Source organism: Burkholderia sp. IMCC1007, assembly GCF_027257875.1.
GTDB lineage: Bacteria > Pseudomonadota > Gammaproteobacteria > Burkholderiales > Burkholderiaceae > Burkholderia.
On the sequence record NZ_JAPVQY010000005.1, the window covers coordinates 74400 to 92117 of the forward strand.

At 66.8% G+C, this 17718-nt stretch carries 11 protein-coding genes; 4 read left to right on the top strand and 7 right to left on the bottom strand.

Annotated elements, in window-relative coordinates; genetic code table 11:
* Window positions 1–100: 100 nt before the first annotated feature.
* From O1Q03_RS07185 to O1Q03_RS07215, 7 genes are all read right to left on the bottom strand, one after another.
* Window positions 101–589, bottom strand: a complete 489-nt coding sequence (locus tag O1Q03_RS07185; RefSeq protein WP_269502456.1) for a Biofilm PGA synthesis auxiliary protein PgaD — start codon at window positions 587–589, stop codon at window positions 101–103.
* Window positions 567–1838, bottom strand: a complete 1272-nt coding sequence (gene pgaC / locus O1Q03_RS07190; protein WP_269502457.1) for a poly-beta-1,6-N-acetyl-D-glucosamine synthase — start codon at window positions 1836–1838, stop codon at window positions 567–569. Before pgaC ends, O1Q03_RS07185 begins: the two co-directional genes overlap by 23 nt.
* The gene (pgaB, locus tag O1Q03_RS07195) at window positions 1835–3928 is read right to left on the bottom strand and encodes a poly-beta-1,6-N-acetyl-D-glucosamine N-deacetylase PgaB (RefSeq protein WP_269502458.1); all 2094 of its coding nucleotides are present in this window, start codon (window positions 3926–3928) and stop codon (window positions 1835–1837) included. Before pgaB ends, pgaC begins: the two co-directional genes overlap by 4 nt.
* Before the next feature lie 15 nt (window positions 3929–3943).
* On the bottom strand, window positions 3944–6889 hold the full coding sequence (gene pgaA, locus O1Q03_RS07200; protein ID WP_269502459.1) for a poly-beta-1,6 N-acetyl-D-glucosamine export porin PgaA: 2946 nt from the start codon (window positions 6887–6889) through the stop codon (window positions 3944–3946).
* A gap of 103 nt (window positions 6890–6992) precedes the next feature.
* On the bottom strand, window positions 6993–7751 hold the full coding sequence (locus O1Q03_RS07205) for a hypothetical protein (RefSeq protein ID WP_269502460.1): 759 nt from the start codon (window positions 7749–7751) through the stop codon (window positions 6993–6995).
* A gap of 76 nt (window positions 7752–7827) precedes the next feature.
* Entirely contained in the window at window positions 7828–8265 is a 438-nt protein-coding gene (locus O1Q03_RS07210; RefSeq protein WP_269502461.1) for a hypothetical protein, read from the bottom strand.
* 682 nt (window positions 8266–8947) lie between these two features.
* Window positions 8948–9952, bottom strand: a complete 1005-nt coding sequence (locus O1Q03_RS07215) for a LysR substrate-binding domain-containing protein (protein WP_269502463.1) — start codon at window positions 9950–9952, stop codon at window positions 8948–8950.
* Window positions 9953–10539: 587 nt separating this feature from the next.
* Here O1Q03_RS07215 and O1Q03_RS07220 point away from each other — a divergent pair.
* The 4 genes from O1Q03_RS07220 to O1Q03_RS07235 all read left to right on the top strand — a co-directional run bounded on the left by O1Q03_RS07220 (window position 10540) and on the right by O1Q03_RS07235 (window position 17520).
* Window positions 10540–11955 carry a circularly permuted type 2 ATP-grasp protein gene (locus tag O1Q03_RS07220; protein WP_269502465.1) on the top strand — a complete coding sequence of 472 codons (1416 nt, stop codon included), beginning with the start codon at window positions 10540–10542 and terminating at the stop codon, window positions 11953–11955.
* 64 nt (window positions 11956–12019) lie between these two features.
* The gene (locus tag O1Q03_RS07225; RefSeq protein WP_269502466.1) at window positions 12020–12961 is read left to right on the top strand and encodes an alpha-E domain-containing protein; all 942 of its coding nucleotides are present in this window, start codon (window positions 12020–12022) and stop codon (window positions 12959–12961) included.
* 8 nt (window positions 12962–12969) lie between these two features.
* Window positions 12970–13983 (top strand): transglutaminase-like domain-containing protein, encoded by a 1014-nt coding sequence (locus tag O1Q03_RS07230; protein ID WP_269502467.1) that lies wholly within the window; start codon window positions 12970–12972, stop codon window positions 13981–13983.
* Between the two features lie 93 nt (window positions 13984–14076).
* The gene (locus O1Q03_RS07235; protein WP_269502468.1) at window positions 14077–17520 is read left to right on the top strand and encodes a transglutaminase family protein; all 3444 of its coding nucleotides are present in this window, start codon (window positions 14077–14079) and stop codon (window positions 17518–17520) included.
* The last annotated feature ends 198 nt before the right edge of the window (window positions 17521–17718 follow it).

Here is a 17718-nt window from a genome sequence, read left to right on the forward strand (position 1 = left end):
GAAATGGCCGGCCGACGCGCGATGCGCGGCGGCACGATGTCGGGAGTGATGCCGCGCCGCGCGGAACGCGATCCGCACGGCACGACACGTCTCCGATGATCTACTTGCGCGTTTGCGGCTCCGCGTGCGCGATCCATTCGATGCCCGAGATCGAGCCGTTCGCATCGTGCGACGCGACCAGGATGCGCGTCGTGCGCCGCGCGCCGCGCCGGCGTTCGCCGGCGAGCGCGTGTGCCGGCACGGAGCGCACCTTCACGCTCGCCGAGCGCCGCAACATCTTCGATACCCGCAATCGATACGCGAACGGATGCACGACGCGCCCCGCGATCAGCCACGTGACGATCGTGCCGGCGATCAGCGCGATGCTCGTCACGTAGAACACGATCTGCTCGATCGGCATCTCCGCTTCGTTGAACGGCAGCAGGTAGCGGTACGTGTAGATGCAGATCGATGCCCACACGCCGCCGACCAGTGCGGGTCGCCCGAACCGGAACCATGCGACGAGCACGGGCCCGACGATGTTGCCGCGTTCGGCGATCATTTCGCGCGGTGCGCGCAGGGAAAGGTCAATAATCGGCGCGTTCTTCATGTTGAATGCCTCGGTCGGGACTGACCCAAACGGCGCGTTTGCCGCGGCCCCGCAGTACGACGGCGGGCAGGGCGACGACGGTGGTGATCATGGTGATCAACCAGAACGCGACGGGGTACCAGATGGTGTCAAGGAAGTACATCAGGAGTTTTTCGTCGTAACGACGATCGATCATGCTGCCAATGATCAATTGCAGGATGCAGGTCGCGACCAGCAGCATCCCGTGCCAATGCGGCACCACGGATACATGCCAGTCCGGCGGAAGCGGGTAGACGACGTTGACCAGCGCGAGCAACAGGATGAACGACATCGAATACGCCCACGTGATGCCGATCAGGTACTCGGCGAACAGCGGCCACATCATCATCTGCGTCGGCCGCATCAGCGTGCCCGCGTACTTCATCAGCACCTGGATGCCGCCCTTGGACCAGCGCAGCCGCTGCCGGTAGAGCCCCTTGACCGTCTCGGGCATCAGGATCCAGCTGAGCGCGTGCGGCTCGTACACCACGCGCCAGTCGCGGCACTGCAGCTTCCAGCTGATGTCGATGTCCTCGGTCAGCATGTCCGAGCTCCAGTAGCCGACGTCGGCGAGCGCGGTCTTGCGGAACATCGTGATCACGCCCGACACCGTGAAGATGCGGCCATACACCTGCTGGGTGCGCTTGATGAGCCCGACGATCGACGAGAACTCGCCGACCTGCATGCGGCCGAGCAGCGATGTGCGCGTGCGGATGCGCGGGTTGCCGGTCACCGCGCCCACGCCCGGATCGTTCAGGAAATGCTCGAGCATCCAGCCGATCGCGTCGTGCGCGAGCAGCGCGTCGCCGTCGATGCAAAGCAGGTATTCCGCGGTCGACACGGCCGCCGCGGTGGTGAGCCCGACCGCCTTGCCTTCGTTGCGCGCGTGATGAATCACGAGCAGCCGCGGGATCTCGGCGGCCAGCTCGTTGAGAATCTCGCCGGTGCGATCCTTGCTGCCGTCGTTGACCGCGATGATGTCGTAGTTCGGGTAGTCCATCCCGTTCAGGTGGCGGATCACGCTGCGCGCGTTCGCCGCTTCGTTGAAGCACGGCACGACGATCGATATCTTCGGAATGCCGCTCGACGCGATCGTGCGCGTCGACAGCTCGCGGCCTTCCTCGAGCAGGAAGTAATGCACGACGCCGCCGATCATCCACAGATACGACATGAAGAACGGATAGTAGAAGACGAAGTCCTGCAGGCGCTGGATGATGCTGTGGGTGGTCATGGCTTCTTGGTCCCAGGTGCTTGCTGCATCTGCATCAGCGCGTTGATGGAGGTCGGGTCGAGGCGGCTCTTCAGCGACATCACGTCGCGCATCGCGTCGAGCTGCGGTTGGTCGTTCAGGTAGTTGTCGGGATAGTAGCCGAAGTTCACGACGCCCTCCCGGCGCAGCCGGCGCATCTGACCGAGCAGCGTGCTGGCCGGCACCGCCTTGCGCCCGTGCCAGTCGTACGACTGCAGTTCGAAGACGGTGCGCTGCAGCCCGCGCTGCTTCCCGCGCACGGCCTTGACGAGCTCGTCGAGCCAGTCGTCGGGATCCTTCGCCTGCTCCATGTACGGCATCGCCATCAGCGCGACGTAGTCGTAGGTCGCGAGGAAGTCGTCGTAGTTCTGCGCGTACCATGCTTCCGACTCGGGCTTGAGCAGCGGCATCGCGAACATGTTGCGCGCGGTCAGCACGTCGCCCACGTTCTGATAGGCCAGCACGATCTGCTCGAGCTGCTTGGTCATGTCGACCAGGTAGCGCGACTTGTGGCGCGTCCAGCGCTTCAGCATGTCGGGGTTCTCGCGGATCTTGCCGACGTCGGCCGGCAACCCCCACTGCGAATAGATGCTCAGCGCATGCCGGCCCGCGTCCTCGTAGTCGTCGAGCACGGCATCGTCGCCGAACAGGATGCCGCTGAACGACGCGTGCTTGCTGAGATCCTCGTAGACCTGCTCGATCATCAGCCGCGCATTCGGATCGAACGGGCTCAGCCGGAACACGCGCGTGCCGTTCTCGCGGGCCGGCGCGCCGCCATATGCGCTGACGGCTTCGAGCCCGCGCAGCTTGTCGGCCGGCGGCCGGAACGCGAGCACCGGCATCCATGCGTACACCTGCACATTCGCGCGCGTGTTGAGCTGCCACGCGGCACGCGAGAACAGGTCGGAACGCATCGGCAGGTGCCGGTTCGGGAAATACACCGCTTCCGCCACGCCGGTGCCCTTCGGGTCCGCATACGCCTGCAGGTACACCGATTTCGGCTGCATCCGGTAGATGCGCTCGATCAGCTTGCCGAGATTCGCTTCCTGCCGCGCCGGATCGGGATCGTAGACCTGATCGAGATCGATCTGCACGATACGCTCCGGCACGTCGACGTCGCCGCGGTTCGACGCGGGCTCCCGCATCGAGCGCTCGAAGCCGCCGATGTCCACGTCGTACATCAGCAGGATCCGCCTCAGACGATCCATCGGGACGTCCGGCGTATTCGGGCCCGCGTCGAGGCTGAACTGGACGTTCATGCCGAGCGACGTCGAGATCTGGCGCACGGGCTGATTTTCCGCGCCGTACGGCCACACCATCGAGCGCGGGACGATGCCCGTGCGTTCGTGGATCTGCCGCATGCAGGTCTGCAGGTCGTCGTGCACGCGTGCGTGGAATTCGGCGTCGGTCTCATAGCGCTTCTGGTCCTGCAGGTACAAGTGCGACGTGGTCGCCGGCAATTCGTTGCCCTGCGGGTTCGCGACCGCACCGTGGTGCAGGTTGTGGGTGTGGCAGCCGAGCTCGACGAATTCCGACTGCCCGAGCTTCTTCACCTCGTCCCACGACAGGAAATATTCGCGCGGCACCTGCACCTTGTCGCTGATGCGGATCGGCGTATCCGGCGGTGTATCGATCCACGCGGTAACGAGGCCCATCACGGCCGGATACTTGAAGCGCTCGAGCAGCGGCAGCACCTTCGTGTAGTGGCTGCGAAAGCCGTCGTCGAACGTGAGCAGCACCGAGCGCGGCGGCAGCGGCCTGCCGCCGCGCCGCGACTCCTCGATCTGCTTGACGGTGATCGTGTGGTAGTTGTTGGTCTGCAGCCACGAGAAGATCGCGGTCAGCGTGCCGGTATCGACCGCGAACGGATCGATGATGGCCGACGGCGACGAGAACTGCGCCATCAGGTTGTCGCGCACATCGTGCAGGCAGATCACGCGAAACGTCTTGCCGTCGGCCGGATCGGACGGCGGCAGCAGGTCGATCATCTTGGCGTTGGACACGCCGGGGAACAGCGAACATGCAGCAAATGCGCCAAGGCATCCGCACATGAAGGTCCGTCTGGATTGCATTACGCGATCTCCTGGTTAGAACGGCAGGTTGACCGACATGAAGCCGGTTTCGGAGCGCTCGCGCTGGCCGTCGTACGCATGGCTGTTGACCTCGATGCCATAGCTCAGCGTAATGTCGTGCTTGAACGTCCACGCATGCTCGAGTCGCGCGCTCCACAGCGCGCTGGAACCGAACCCGCGCTCGTTGTAGACGCCGCCCGACACCGAGATGCGCTGCTGCAGGCCCATGTCGCCCTTCTTCCACAACTGCAGCTGGTGCATGACGGTGGCCGCGGCCGCGTAGTCGCGGCGCGGGCTGAAGTACGGCGCGTCGTTGCGCGTGTTGCTGTCGGTGCCGAGGTCCAGCGATACGTTGACGAGCTGCCGGGCAGACGTGTACACGCGCTGCGTGGCGGTCGCCGCGATCTCCTGGTGGAAGTTCGAATCGCTGTAGCGGCTCACGCCGTAGGTCAGCTTGACTTCGCGCCGGTCGTTCTGCCGATACACGACCGAAGCGTTCGCCGAGCGGCCCCAGATGTGCGCCGCGTACGCCTTCCATGGCAGCGAGTTGTCGTTGCTGTCGACCCCGGCGCTGACCGTCCAGTAGTCGTTCAGCGCGTACGCGATCGTCCCGCGGCCGCCGGTGCGGCCGTCCGTGCCGAACGAGCGCGTGACTTCCGCCTGCACGGTGAGCGGCCCGTGCCGGTAGTCGCCACCGACGCCGGTGCGCGTGCGCTTGATGTTGCCGCTGTCGGTCTGCGCGTAGCCGAAGAACGTATGCGAGAACACGCGCCAGTTGTCGCCGAACGGCTGCGAATACACGTAGCTGTCCGACGTGAAGCTGTTGTCGGCCAACGCGCTGTTGCCGTGTTCGTAGCTCAGGTCGGTCGTGAACACGGGGCTGCGATACGCTTTGTAATCGCGCTTGAAGGCGCGCACGGCGCCGCTGTCCGGAAACGTGTTGTCCACCGTCTGGTCGACGGTCTTCGCGGTCTCGTAGTCGTCTGCGTTGAGCGCCGCGCGGCCGAGGCCCGCGAGCATCTCGACGCTGTCCGGATGATCGGTCAGCGACGCGCGGTACATCGCGATCGCCTGGCGCGGATGCGACTGGCCCGATACCGCGTCCGCATGCGCCGCACGAACCTCCGAGTTGAACGGCACCTCTTTTTCGAGCTGCTCGAGCGCGGCGATCCCTTCGTCGACGTGCCCCGTGAAGATCAGGTACTGCGCGCGCAGCCGGTAGTAGCGGAGGTAGTCGCTTTCTCCCGGACCGACGTTGGTCACCTGCTTGACCGGCGGCAGCGACTTCTCCATGTCGTCGAGCACCTGCTTCGCTTCGGGCGCGCGCCCTTGGTCGACGTACGACCAGAACAGCCCTTCGCGCAGCTCGATCGGCTGCGTGCGGGCGCCGTACTGGAAGCCGCGGGTCGCGCGATCCGTCGGCGACGCGGTCGCCTGCTGCAGCGCCCGCGCGTAGACCACGTTCGCCTTCGCCGGCTCGCTCAGGTACAGGTACGCATCGCCGACGGCCGCCAGTGCGTCGATCGAGATTTCCGCGTTGGACGGGATCGTCTCGAACGTCGCGACGGCCTGCTTCATGTCGCCGCGCGCGGCAAGGGCAACCGTGCGGTCGCCGGCGAGCGCGGTCCGGACCGGCGTGTACTCGGGGGTGGCCGGCGTCCGCTTGTCGAGGTCGTCCGCCGCTGCCAATGCGTTGTTGAGGTCGTCGAAGCGGTCGGGACTCGTCATCGAGCGCGACTTGTCGCGGCCGCCGCGTACCTGCTGGCGAATCTTCAGTTCTTCCAGCTGCGCAATGTCGACCGCGGAGAACGCATCGGGCCGTGCCTTCGCTTCGTGGAGCGCCTGCACCGCGCCGCCGCTCGCCGCGAGGCCGAACACGTCGTTGCGCACGGTCGCGACGTCGGCGGTACGGAGGTTCGGCGCCTTCGCGTTCGGCGTCTCGACGTCAGGCCCCTGCGAGCGCTGCGTTGCCTGGCCGGGCAGCTCGGCGCCGGGCGATTGCGAACCGGGCGCCTGCGTCGACGGCGGCGGCGCACCGGGCGCCGTGGTAACGGGCGCCGGCGAGTTCGGCATCGGCGTGCCGGAGACTTGCGCGGTCTGGGTCGGTGAATGGGTCGGTGCGGTGTCCGCCGTCTGCGCGACCTGTACCGCGGCGTCGGACGGGTGAGCACTCGGCGCGGGCGCGCTGGGGGCCGGTGCCGGCGCCGGTGCCGGTGTTTCGGGCGACCCGGTGTCCGTTGCCTGGGCGAGCGGCAGCGGCGCGTCGGCCGCGTGCGACACGGGTGCGGACGGTCCCGACGGCACGATGTCGGACGCTTGTGCGAGTTGCATGGGTGCATCCGACGTCTGCGAACGAGGTGCCGGGATCTCCGGCGCCGCGGGATCGGCCGCCGGTGCGAACTGCATCGGCGCATCGGACATCTGCGAACGGGATGCCGGGCTGTCCGGAGCCGCGGTTTCGGCTGCCTGCGCGAACTGCATCGGCGCGTCCGACGTCTGCGAATGAGGCGCCGGCATGGTCGGGGACGTGGTGTCCGATGCCGGCGCGGCCGGCATCGGCGCACCCGGCGGTTGCGCGGCCGGCGCCGGATTGCTCGGCGGCGGCGCCTCCGGTTCGATCACGACCGTGGTCGGCTTCGCCGGTGGCCGCGGGGCCGAAGCCTGCGCGAGCTGCATCGACGCATCGGACGCCTGCGCGATCGGCGTCGGCGCATTAGGGGGCAGCGCACCGGGAGTCCGGGCACGCTGCATCGACACACCCGCCGGCTGCATGTCGGGCGGCGGCGCGTCCGGCGCGCCGCTCGTTCCGGCGATTTCGCTGGTGCCGCGCGGCTGCTCGTCGCCTTCGGCGGCCAGGCAGGAGCCCGACGCGACGAGCAGCAGAAGCAGCGGCGCATGCAGGAGGATCCGCCGGGTGGGCGGAACGACGGTGGTGCATTGTTGTTTCCGATTGTTGGCCACGGTGTGTCCTCACTATGTAACGAGCACGTCGGTTGCACGCCCGACGAGCATGGCGCCGGCCGTCGCGCCGCCGGGCAGCGAGACCCGGCGGCATCCGACCGGCTTACAGGCGGTTGCGGATCGCTTGTCCAAGCAGCGCGCGCGATTCGCTGTTCGTCGGGTCGATGGCGAGCGCGCGGCTCGCGTTGTGCTCCACGCAGTTCCATGCGTCGACCTGTGCGCACGAGCGCGCCTTGGCCAGCGCGCGGGCGCCTTCCAGTTCGTCGCGTGTGACGCTGGTGGCCTCCATGTGCGCGGTGTCGGCGGTATACGACTGCGGCTGCATCCCCGGTGCCGGGTCGGCATGTTTTCTCGTGCGCGCCAAGGTCTGCGTACGTGACGTACGATGCGCGTCGGCCGTCCGCGCGGGGCGACCGCTGGCCGACGCGGCATACGCGTCGGCTGCGAGCCGGGTGGACGGCGCATGTGCGCGGCGCGTGTGTCGCGCGGTGGAGCGGGCTGCGGGTTGGGGCGCCACGGCCGGCTCGGGCGTCGCCGATACCGACGCCGTGGCCGATGCAGGGGGCGCGAGCGTCGCGGCTTGCGCGACGGTCGACGTCGAGCCGCCGGGCGCGGCCGCGCCGGATGCGCCCGTTGCCGCAGTCTCGACGAGGCTGCGGTACTTTCCGACGGTGCTTCCGATTGCGCCGGCGATGTCGTGCGTCACGCTCGCATGGCCGACCCTCGTGTCTCGCTCGACATACGCGAAGGCCCCGAAGATCGCGGCAAACGCAACGATGCTGAGCGCCGCACTCCTTCCCGGACCCCATGAGGGTTTGGGCTCACGGACGGGTGCGCCGTCCGGTCGTTCTGCACGAGTCATTCAATCCTCCTCGTATGATGGATGGCGGGGAACGGTGCGATCCCGCGCGCTGTCGGCACGCGGGCTCGGATGCGGTTCACCATTTCAACTGCGTGGTGAGGGCACCCGTTTCGACGATCGCGAACTGCGTGGCCCCCTGATAAGTCCCTTCGACCCGGTAGCTTGCTTCGGGCACGCTGAACAGACAGCGCGACCCCGTTGCCTTGAACTCGACGAGGACGCGGCCATGCCTTCTCAGCCGCACCTGCACGTTCGACAGCGGTTGCCCCGTGCCGCCCGATACGAACGACACACCCAGGTTGTACGGACGGCCGTCGGGGGGGAGCGGCGCCGTACCGTCGATTCGTGCATCACCGCAGATGTACGAAATCGTGTACCGATCCGGGCCCGCACCGGACGCAGGCGTCGCGGGTTGGGTCTGGGTCGGAGTCTGTGCCCCGGCATTGATGCAGAAGGCGGTTACGACGATGCCGAGAAGCGCGCGAGCTTGCTGTTCAAACATCGAGGAACACATTGCAAACCTCCATCCGGAATCGATGACAACGCATTATTCCGAGTCGAATTAACTGCGTTCTTTTGCGACACGATATTGATACACGATGGGTTTTGAACAAACAACTGCGTGTAGCCCGAATGGCACATACTTTAAATGTCGTATTTACACAGGAATGGCATTTATTCGACGAAATGGATTAGCACTGAACAAAGTCGATATTGCCGGACACGCAATTTGCTGAGCAGTAGAGGTGACCGGTGCAGTAACTTCCGATGTAAGTCGTACCGAATTTTTTGCCGAAAAATAACGACTGATCAAAGGCAGATTTGCCTCTGTCATCGAGGCAATATGATGACCCTCGAAGCACAGGGGAGGAGGGGCAGGAAAGAGGGTGCGACGTTTTTTCAAAAACCCGTCATCGCATGAAAATCGAAACTTCGATTGATTTCTGTAACAGGGTATTTCCGCCTGACGAATCGGAAATTAATTCGGCTTCAAGAGGGCAATGAGCAGAAAATCCGTCCGGACGCGCAAACGTTTGGCGCATTCGTAGTATTGATTAATCGTGCGGATAATCGTCGGGCTGAAGCGAGGTCGGAAAAACGCGCTATCCCGCGGAGCGCGAAAACGCCGGACGACCGGAGGTTTTTATTCGCGCCGCGCGGTGGCGAACGGGAGCATGGACGACCGATGCAGCGCGTCAGCGGCTGCCGCCGGCGCTGCGGCGCGCGATGCGCACGGCCGGTGCGAGCGGCGTGATCGGCGAATCGGCGGCGATCGTGCGCTCGGCCGTCGCACGCGGCCGGTTCATGATGTAGGTCCACAGCTGTTCGGCGGCGAGCCCGCGCTTGCGGGCCGACCGGTACAGGCGGATCTCGAGCTCGGTGATCCAGTGTTCCGAGCCGGCGCGCACGAGCGAGCCTTCCGCGAGCTCCTTCGCGACGCAACTCTCCGGCAGCCAGCCGATGCCGTGCCCGGCCACGACCATGCCCTTCAGCGCTTCGGACATGTGCGTCTCGAAGCATCGATGCAGCGCATACGACTCGGACGCGTTCAGCAGCAGCATCTCGACGACGTTGCCGAGGAACGCGCCCGACGAATACGCGAGCAGCGGCAGCGGGGCGTCCGGTGTGCCCGGCAGTTCGAACACCGGCTTGCCGCGTGCGTCGGGTGTCGATACCGGCAGGATCCGTTCGACGCCGAGCGTGACGAACGGGAAGTGGTTCGGATCGAGCACGATCGGCAGTTGCGGGTGGTGATAGCCGAGCAGCAGGTCGCATTCACCCTCGACGAGCTGCTGCACGCCCTCGGGCACGTTCACCGCATTGACGCGCGCGGTCACGTGGCCGAGCTCGTTGTTGAGCTGCTTGAGCCATTCGGGAAACAGCGTGAACACGAGCGTATGCGCGACCGCGAAGCGCACGACCTGGTCGCTCGCCGCGAACTGGTCGTAGCCGTTCACGAGATTGCGCGCCGCATACATGCTGCGCAGGATGTCCGCGGCGAGCGCGCGGAACATCTGGCCGGCCGGCGTGAGCGTGATCGGGTTGATGCTCCGGTCGACCAGCTTCGCGTCCATCCAGGTTTCAAGCGCGGCGATTCGTCTGCTGAATGCCGACTGCGTCAGGTGCCGGTGACGCGCGGCCCGGGAAAAGCTCTTGGTATCCGCAAGGCTCAGGAAATCTTCCAGCCACTTTGCTTCCATTTCGATCTTCGCTTTTTATAGTCGGGCGCCTGAAAGGCGGCGCCGTCTGCTGCACCAACGTTCTAGCGTACCGCGCCTCGCGCCGGTCGGCCCGATGTTTTTTTTCGATCGGTGTCAGTCGAAATATGCATGGGCGTTGTCGGCGGCATTACGGCTGCATAGCGTGGAGGGGTCGGACCGGTTAACCGGACAGTTCATCGCGTCGGACTGCCGCGGCTGCCGGGACGGCACTTCCCCCAGGGCCGGCTGCGCCGTATGCGTGCCGGCCCGCCCCATTCGCGGTCGTTCCGGGGGCTCGGGCTGCCGCTTTTGGTGCAGTGCAGATTGCATATCCGTGACACGCGGGAGAACTATGATCGTCGGACGCGCCGCAGCATCCACCATGCACGTTCGCGACGCACCGCGAGCGCCCGTCGCGTCCGGTGTTGCACCGCTGTGGTGCGCAATGCCGCGCACGCATGCGTGGCGCGGGGCAAAAAACGGGGGAATATCGAGAGGATCGAGCAAGGCACGTTCCTTGCAAAGCATTCATTACGCCGGTCCGGCATGCGCAATGCCGGGGAAAACGATCGACGGAGAAAAGATCGATGAAGCCATTCGATGAAATGCTGCAATCCGGCGACATGGTAAGGGCGCCTTACGCGCGCCTGAAGCAATGGCTCGACACGCAGAATCCCGCGAGCCTCGCCCAGAAGGCCTACGACGCGGAAGGCGTGTTCCGCAAGACGGGCATCACGTTCGCCGTCTACGGCGACGCGGAAGCCGCCGAGCGGCTGATTCCGTTCGACATCGTCCCGCGCATCATTTCGGGTGCCGAATGGAGCCGGCTGTCGCTCGGCATCGAGCAGCGCGTGATGGCGCTCAACGCGTTCCTCGACGACATCTACCACCGCCAGGAAATCGTGCGCGCGGGCATCGTGCCGAAGCACCTGATCGCGCACAACGAAGCGTTCATCCCGGAGATGATCGACTTCCGGCCGCCCGGCAACGTTTACACGCACATCATCGGCGTCGACATCGTGCGCACCGGCGAGAACGCGTTCTACGTGCTCGAGGACAACGCGCGCACGCCGTCGGGCGTGTCGTACATGCTGGAAAACCGCGAGACGATGATGCAGCTCTTCCCGGAGCTGTTCCAGCAGGTCAAGGTGCGCCCGGTCGAGACCTATCCGCAGATGCTGCGCCAGTCGCTCGCGGCCGTGTGTCCGCCGAACGGCAACGCCGACAACCCGACCATCGCGGTGCTCACGCCCGGCATCCACAACTCCGCGTACTACGAACATTCGTTCCTCGCCGACCAGATGGGCGTGCATCTCGTCGAGGGCAGCGACCTGCAGGTGATCGACGGCCGCGTCGCGATGCGCACGACCGAGGGCTTCCGGTCGATCGACGTGCTGTATCGCCGCGTCGACGATGCGTTCCTCGATCCGCTCACGTTCCGCCCCGATTCGGTGCTCGGCGTGGCCGGGATCATGGACGTCTATCGCGCCGGCAACATCACGATCGCGAATGCACCCGGAACCGGCATCGCCGACGACAAGGCGATCTATTCGTACATGCCGGAGATCGTCGAGTTCTACACGGGCCGCAAGGCGCTGCTGGAGAACGTGCCGACCTGGCGCTGCGGCGAGGCCGACAGCCTCAAGTACGTGCTCGAGCATCTCGACGAGCTGGTCGTGAAGGAAGTGCACGGCTCGGGCGGTTACGGGATGCTGGTCGGCCCGTGCGCATCGAAGGCCGAGCTCGAGGCGTTCGCCGCGAAGCTGCGCGCGCGGCCCGCGAACTACATCGCGCAACCCACGCTGGCGTTGTCCACGACGCCGATCCTGACCGAAGCGGGCCTTGCGCCGCGCCACGTCGACCTGCGGCCGTTCGTGCTGGTGTCGGACCGGATCCGCATCACGCCGGGCGGGCTCACGCGCGTCGCGCTGAAGGAGGGATCGCTCGTCGTCAACTCGAGCCAGGGCGGCGGCACCAAGGACACCTGGGTGCTGGCCGACTGAGCCGGGCACGACCGCGCGCGCCGCAGCCGGCGCGCGAACCGAACGAAGACGGAGTGGACACGAGATGCTTCTGGGACGAACTGCGAGCGGCCTCTACTGGATGTACCGCTATATCGAGCGCGCGGAGAACATCGCGCGCATCGTCGATGCCGGGCTGCGGATGGCGCTCACGCGCACGTCCGACGCGCCGGCCGAATGGTCGTCGGTGCTGGTCAGCTCGGGCGCGGACGACGGCTATCGTCAGAAGTACGACGCCTATGCCGCCGATACCGTGACCGACTACCTGCTGCGCGACCGCGACAACCCGTCGAGCGTGCTGTCGTGCATCGAGGCCGCGCGCTCGAACGCGCGGATGGTGCGCACGGCGCTCACGCGCGAGGCGTGGGAAAGCGTGAACGGCGCGTGGCTCGCGCTGCGCCGCGCGTTCGCGCAGCCGGTGCCGGAAAGCGAGCTGCCGGCCGTGCTCGACCAGGTGAAGCGCGAAACCGCGCTGATCCTCGGCAGTTTCTACAGCACGATGCTGCGCAACGAGATCTTCGATTTCGCGCAGATCGGCGCGTTCGTCGAGCGCGCCGACAACACCGCGCGCATCATCGACGTGAAATACCACCTGCTGCTGCCGTCGGTGTCGCACGTCGGCACGATCCTCGACAACTACCAGTGGGAGACCATCCTGCGCTGCGTGGCCGCACACCGGTCGTATCGCTGGGTGTACGACGTGCAGTACAAGCCGATGAACATCGCCGACTACCTGATCCTGAACGGCCGCATGCCGCGTTCGCTGCGTTATTGCTACGGGCGCGTCGTGTCGAGCCTGAACCTGCTCGCGAAGGATTACGGCGTGACACACCCGTGTCACGACACGGCCACGAAGATCCTGCAGATGCTGTCCGATACCACGGTCGAGCGGATCTTCAAGAGCGGCCTGCACGAGTTCCTGACCGACTTCATCGGCCGCAACAACAGCCTCGGGATCGACATCGCCCAGGCCTACAACTTCGACTGAGACTTGCCATGCGACTCGCCATTCGACACATCTCGCGTTATCAGTTCGACGATCAAGCCACCCATGCGCTGCAACGGCTGCGGCTGCGCCCGCAATCGGGGCCCGGGCAGACGGTGCGCGCGTGGCAGGTCACGATCGACGGCGTCGAGCCGACCCTGTCGTATGCGGACGGGCTCGGCAACCGGATCGACCTCGTGCGCCACGAGCGCGGCGCGAAGAACGAGGTCGTCGTCGTGGCGGCCGGCGTCGTCGAGACGCAGGACCGCGCCGGCATTCTCGGCAATCCGGAGGGCTATGCGCCGCCGTGGATCTTCGAGCGCGAGACCGCGCTCACGACAGCGGGCGAGCTCGTGCGCGAGCTCACGCAGGCGCTGCCGATCGCGCCGCACAGCCTCGATGCGCTGCACTGGCTGATGACGGAAGTGCATGACCGCATCGCGTATGCGCCGAACCTCGCGGCGGATGCGCCCGTCGATGCCGAAACCGCATTGCAAAACGGCGAGGGGACGAGCCGCGACCATGCACATGCGTTCATCGCGGCCGCGCGTGCGCTGAAGGTGCCCGCGCGCTACATCTCGGGCTACGTGCTGGCCGACAGCGCGATGCAGCGCATCGCCGACGCGAAGCAGAACGCGGGCGACGTCGAGGAGGAGGAAGCGCTCGCGCTGCAGAGCGGCGACGGCATGCAGCAGGTGCTCGGCGCATCGCATGCCGCGCAATCGCAATCGCAATCGCAAGGGCAATCGCAGTCGCAATCGCAGGGGCAGCCGCACGCGGCGCTCGGCGCGCAGCCGCAAGCCACGACGCTGACGCAGCAGCCGGCCGGCCATGCATGGGCCGAGGCCTATGTCGAAGGGCTCGGCTGGGTCGGCTTCGACCCGTTCATGAACCGTTGCCCGGACGAACGCTACGTGCGCATCGCGGTCGGCCTCGACCATCGCGACGCGCAGCCCGTGACGGGGCTCGGCGCGACGGCCGTCGGCGTCGAGATCAGCGTCGTGCAGACGCCGGAACTCGTCTGACCCGCGGCGCGCTTTCGCCGAATCCGCCATGCCGGGCCGCCGCGTCGAGAACGACGCGGCGTGCGCGGCCGGCCCAACCCGACTCGAGCTCCCATGTCCATCCACGTCGCGCTGCATCACACCACCCGTTATCGCTACGACCGGCTCGTCAACCTCGGCCCGCAGGTCGTGCGGCTACGGCCCGCGCCGCATTGCCGGACGCCGATCCTTGCGTATTCGATGACGGTCGAGCCCGCACAGCACTTCATCAACTGGCAGCAGGACCCGTTCTCGAACTACCTCGCGCGGCTCGTGTTTCCGGAGCGCACCGACCACTTCGAGATCACGATCGATCTCGTCGCCGAGATGTCGGTGTACAACCCGTTCGACTTCTTCCTCGAAGCGAGCGCGGAGCAATATCCGTTCAGCTATGACGACGCGCTGAAGACCGAACTCGCGCCGTATCTCGCGTGCGATCCGCAGACGAGCGCCGCGCCGCTGTTTCGCGCGTATCTCGACGGCGTCGACCGCACGCCGGCCGGCACCACGAACTTCCTCGTCGCGCTGAACCAGCAGCTTCAGCGTGACATTGGCTATCTCGTGCGGATGGAGCCCGGCGTGCAGACGCCCGTGCAGACGCTCGAACTCGCGTCCGGCTCGTGCCGCGACAGTGCGTGGCTGCTCGTGCAGCTGTGCCGGCATCTCGGCATCGCCGCGCGTTTCGTGTCGGGCTACCTGATCCAGCTCACGCCCGACGTGAAATCGCTCGATGGCCCGAGCGGGACGTCGGTCGATTTCACCGACCTGCACGCGTGGTGCGAGGTCTATCTGCCGGGCGCCGGCTGGATCGGCTTCGACCCGACGTCGGGCCTGCTCGCAGGCGAAGGGCACATTCCGCTCGCGTGCACGCCGCAGCCGACGAGCGCCGCGCCCGTCGAAGGGCTGATCGACGAATGCGAGGTGTCGTTCGAACACGAGATGACCGTGACGCGCGTGTACGAATCGCCGCGCGTGACGAAGCCGTATACGGAATCGCAGTGGGAGGCCGTGCGCGCGCTCGGCACGCAGGTCGACGGCGCGCTGGCCGCCGGCGACGTGCGGCTCACGCAGGGCGGCGAGCCGACCTTCGTGTCGATCGACGATCGCGACGGCGCCGAGTGGAACACCGATGCGCTCGGCCCGACCAAGCGCGGCTATGCGACCGAACTCGTGCAGCGGCTGCGCGCCGAATACGGCGACGGCGGCTTCCTGCATTTCGGGCAGGGCAAGTGGTACCCGGGCGAGCAACTGCCGCGCTGGGCGCTGTCGATCTTCTGGCGCGCGGACGGCCAGCCCGTGTGGCACGATCCGTCGCTGTTCGCCGACGAGCGCGAGCCGTCCGCGTACACGACCGACGACGCGAAGCGCTTCATCGATGCGCTTGCCGCACGGCTGAACCTGACCGACGAATTCATCCGGCCCGGCTACGAGGATGTCTGGTACTACCTGTGGCGCGAGCGCCGGCTGCCGGTCAACGTCGACCCGTTCGACGCGCGCCTCGACGACGAGCTCGAACGCGCGAGGCTGCGCAAGGTGTTCGAGCAGCAGCTCGACAGCGTGGTCGGCTATGTGCTGCCGGTCAAGCGCACGGAGGAGGAGTCGGGCCGCGATCGGTCGGGCCGCGATCGGCCGGGGCTCGACGGGCCGCGCTGGCAGACGGGCCCGTGGTTCTTCCGCGACGAGCGGATGTACCTCGTGCCGGGCGATTCGCCGATGGGCTATCGGCTGCCGCTCGATTCGCTGCCGTGGGCGGCCCGCGAAGACCATCCGTACCTGGTCGAACGCGATCCGTTCGCGCCGCGCGATGCGTTGCCGGACGCCGCCGCCATGCGCGCCCGCTACGCCGGCCCGGCCGATGCGCCGCGCTACCTGGCCGGCGTGCATCGCGAAGCGTCCGCGCAGACCGTGATGCAGTGGCGCGACGATGGCACGGCCGCAAGCAGCCGACCGGGCGAAGCGGACCCGCATCGCCGCCCCGAGCGCTTCGAATCGGCCGCGTGGATCACGCGCACCGCGCTGTGCGTCGAAGTGCGCAACGGCATCCTGTACCTGTTCATGCCGCCGCTCGCCGCGCTCGAGGATTATCTCGAGCTGCTCGGCGCGATCGAGCTGACCGCGCACACGCTCGGCGTGAAGCTCGTGCTCGAAGGCTATCCGCCGCCGCGCGACGCACGGCTGAAGCTGTTGCAGGTGACGCCCGATCCCGGCGTGATCGAGGTGAACATCCATCCGGCCGCGAACTTCGACGAACTCGTCGACCATACCGAATTCCTGTACGACGCCGCATGGCAGTCGCGGTTGTGCAGCGAGAAGTTCATGGTCGACGGGCGGCACGTCGGCACGGGCGGCGGCAACCACTTCGTGCTCGGCGGCGCGACGCCGGCCGACAGCCCGTTCCTGCGCCGCCCCGATCTGCTCGCGAGCCTGATCGCGTACTGGCACAACCACCCGTCGCTGTCCTACCTGTTCTCGGGGCTGTTCATCGGGCCGACGAGCCAGGCGCCGCGCGTCGACGAAGCGCGCAACGACCAGCTCTACGAGCTCGACATCGCGTTCGCGGAGATCCAGCGCAACAAGCTGCTGTTCGGGCAGGACATGCCGCCGTGGCTCGTCGATCGCGTGCTGCGCAACCTGCTGATCGACGTGACGGGCAACACGCACCGCAGCGAATTCTGCATCGACAAGCTGTATTCGCCCGATTCGTCCACCGGCCGGCTCGGCCTGCTCGAACTGCGCGCGTTCGAGATGCCGCCGCATGCGCGGATGAGCATCGTGCAGCAACTGCTGCTGCGCGCGCTGGTCGCGCGTTTCTGGACCGCGCCGTACACGACGCCGCTCACGCGCTGGGGCACCGCGCTGCATGACCGCTTCATGCTGCCGGCGTTTCTCCAGATGGATTTCGACGACGTGCTGGCCGAGCTGCGCGACGCCGGTTTCGCGTTCGATCCCGCGTGGTTCGCGCCGCACTTCGAATTCCGGTTCCCGCTGTTCGGGCAGATCGCGGTGAACGGGATGGAGCTGTCGCTGCGCGGCGCGCTGGAGCCGTGGCACGTGATGGGCGAGGAGGGCGCGGCCGGCGGCACGGTCCGCTACGTCGATTCGTCGGTCGAGCGGCTCGAAGTGCGCGTGACGGGGCTGAACGACAACCGGCACGTCGTGACCGTCAACGGCCGTGCGTTGCCGCTGCAGCCGACCGGCACCGTCGGCGAGTACGTCGCGGGCGTGCGCTACAAGGCATGGTCGCCGCCGTCGGCGCTGCATCCGACCATCGGCGTGCATGCGCCGCTCACGTTCGACATCGTCGATACGTGGCTGCAACGCTCGCTCGGCGGCTGCCGGTATCACGTCGCGCATCCGGGCGGGCGCAACTACGCGACGTTCCCGGTCAATGCATACGAAGCCGAGAGCCGCCGGCTCGCGCGCTTCGTCGAGATGGGGCACACGCCGGGACGGATGGACGTCGCGGCGGCCGCGCCGAGCCGCGAATTCCCGTTCACGCTCGACTTGCGGCGGCCGTGACCGGCGGATGAAAGGACGGATGTCGATGCGCGATTCGCGACTTCCCGGGTCGCCGGCCGCTGGCGGCCCCGACGGAGTGCTAGGATGCGGGCAGGTTGCGGCGCTTCGCCGCGCCTGCCGCGCTCGATTGCCGGTGCGGCGGCGCGCGGGCGCTGCCGCTGCCGCACCCTGACGACGGAACGATACCCGTGCCGCCCA

Bases quoted from the DNA above. Each gene is read 5' to 3' on its own strand.
- O1Q03_RS07225 (WP_269502466.1), top strand. From the start codon at position 12,020: ATGCTTCTGGGACGAACTGCGAGCGGCCTCTACTGGATGTACCGCTAT.
- O1Q03_RS07210 (WP_269502461.1), bottom strand. From the start codon at position 8,265: ATGTGTTCCTCGATGTTTGAACAGCAAGCTCGCGCGCTTCTCGGCATC.
- O1Q03_RS07220 (WP_269502465.1), top strand. From the start codon at position 10,540: ATGAAGCCATTCGATGAAATGCTGCAATCCGGCGACATGGTAAGGGCG.
- O1Q03_RS07185 (WP_269502456.1), bottom strand. From the start codon at position 589: ATGAAGAACGCGCCGATTATTGACCTTTCCCTGCGCGCACCGCGCGAA.
- O1Q03_RS07235 (WP_269502468.1), top strand. From the start codon at position 14,077: ATGTCCATCCACGTCGCGCTGCATCACACCACCCGTTATCGCTACGAC.
- pgaC (WP_269502457.1), bottom strand. From the start codon at position 1,838: ATGACCACCCACAGCATCATCCAGCGCCTGCAGGACTTCGTCTTCTAC.
- O1Q03_RS07215 (WP_269502463.1), bottom strand. From the start codon at position 9,952: ATGGAAGCAAAGTGGCTGGAAGATTTCCTGAGCCTTGCGGATACCAAG.
- O1Q03_RS07205 (WP_269502460.1), bottom strand. From the start codon at position 7,751: ATGACTCGTGCAGAACGACCGGACGGCGCACCCGTCCGTGAGCCCAAA.
- O1Q03_RS07230 (WP_269502467.1), top strand. From the start codon at position 12,970: ATGCGACTCGCCATTCGACACATCTCGCGTTATCAGTTCGACGATCAA.
- pgaB (WP_269502458.1), bottom strand. From the start codon at position 3,928: ATGCAATCCAGACGGACCTTCATGTGCGGATGCCTTGGCGCATTTGCT.